Consider the following 520-nt stretch of genomic DNA (forward strand, 5'->3'; position numbering starts at 1 on the left):
GCTCGATCGCGTCACCGCCGCAAGCCCTGTCCTGGGCTGCGCGCAGTCGCCAAGGAACGGAGCGCGGCCCAGGACAGGGGGCAGGAAGAACCGCTGTGCAGGTCGCCGGAGGAGGTGCGGCAGAGGGCAATCAGGGCCGAGAACCGGGCGTGTAAACATTCCACAGTTCCTGCCACTTCCACCCTCCTCTCACGAGCCTCTGCCTGATGAGGAGGAACCCTTGATGCCTGCTCCTATTTGTGTATATACAGAAAGCCATGCTGATGATCGTCTGGGATGAGCCGAAGCGGCAGACGAACCTCGCCAAGCACGGCCTGGACTTTGCCGATCTGGACGAGGGGTTCTTCCTGGCCTCGCTTGTCATCCCGGCAAAGGACGGTCGGCACATGGCCATAGGCCGCCTGGGCGACGGCACCATTGCCGTGGTGTTCGCCACCTTGGGCACCGAAGGGATTTCGGTGATCTCGATGCGGCCCGCCAGCGAAAGGGAAAGGAGCCTGCTATGACCGGACAGCACCTG

1 protein-coding gene is annotated in these 520 nt (G+C 63.1%); it reads left to right on the forward strand.

Annotated features, from left to right (window positions below):
• The first annotated feature begins 257 nt into the window (after positions 1 to 257).
• Complete coding sequence (locus CK240_RS18025; protein ID WP_095641557.1) at positions 258 to 506, forward strand: BrnT family toxin; 249 nt, start codon at positions 258 to 260, stop codon at positions 504 to 506.
• The last annotated feature ends 14 nt before the right edge of the window (positions 507 to 520 follow it).

The organism is Paracoccus salipaludis (assembly GCF_002287065.1).
GTDB lineage: Bacteria > Pseudomonadota > Alphaproteobacteria > Rhodobacterales > Rhodobacteraceae > Paracoccus > Paracoccus salipaludis.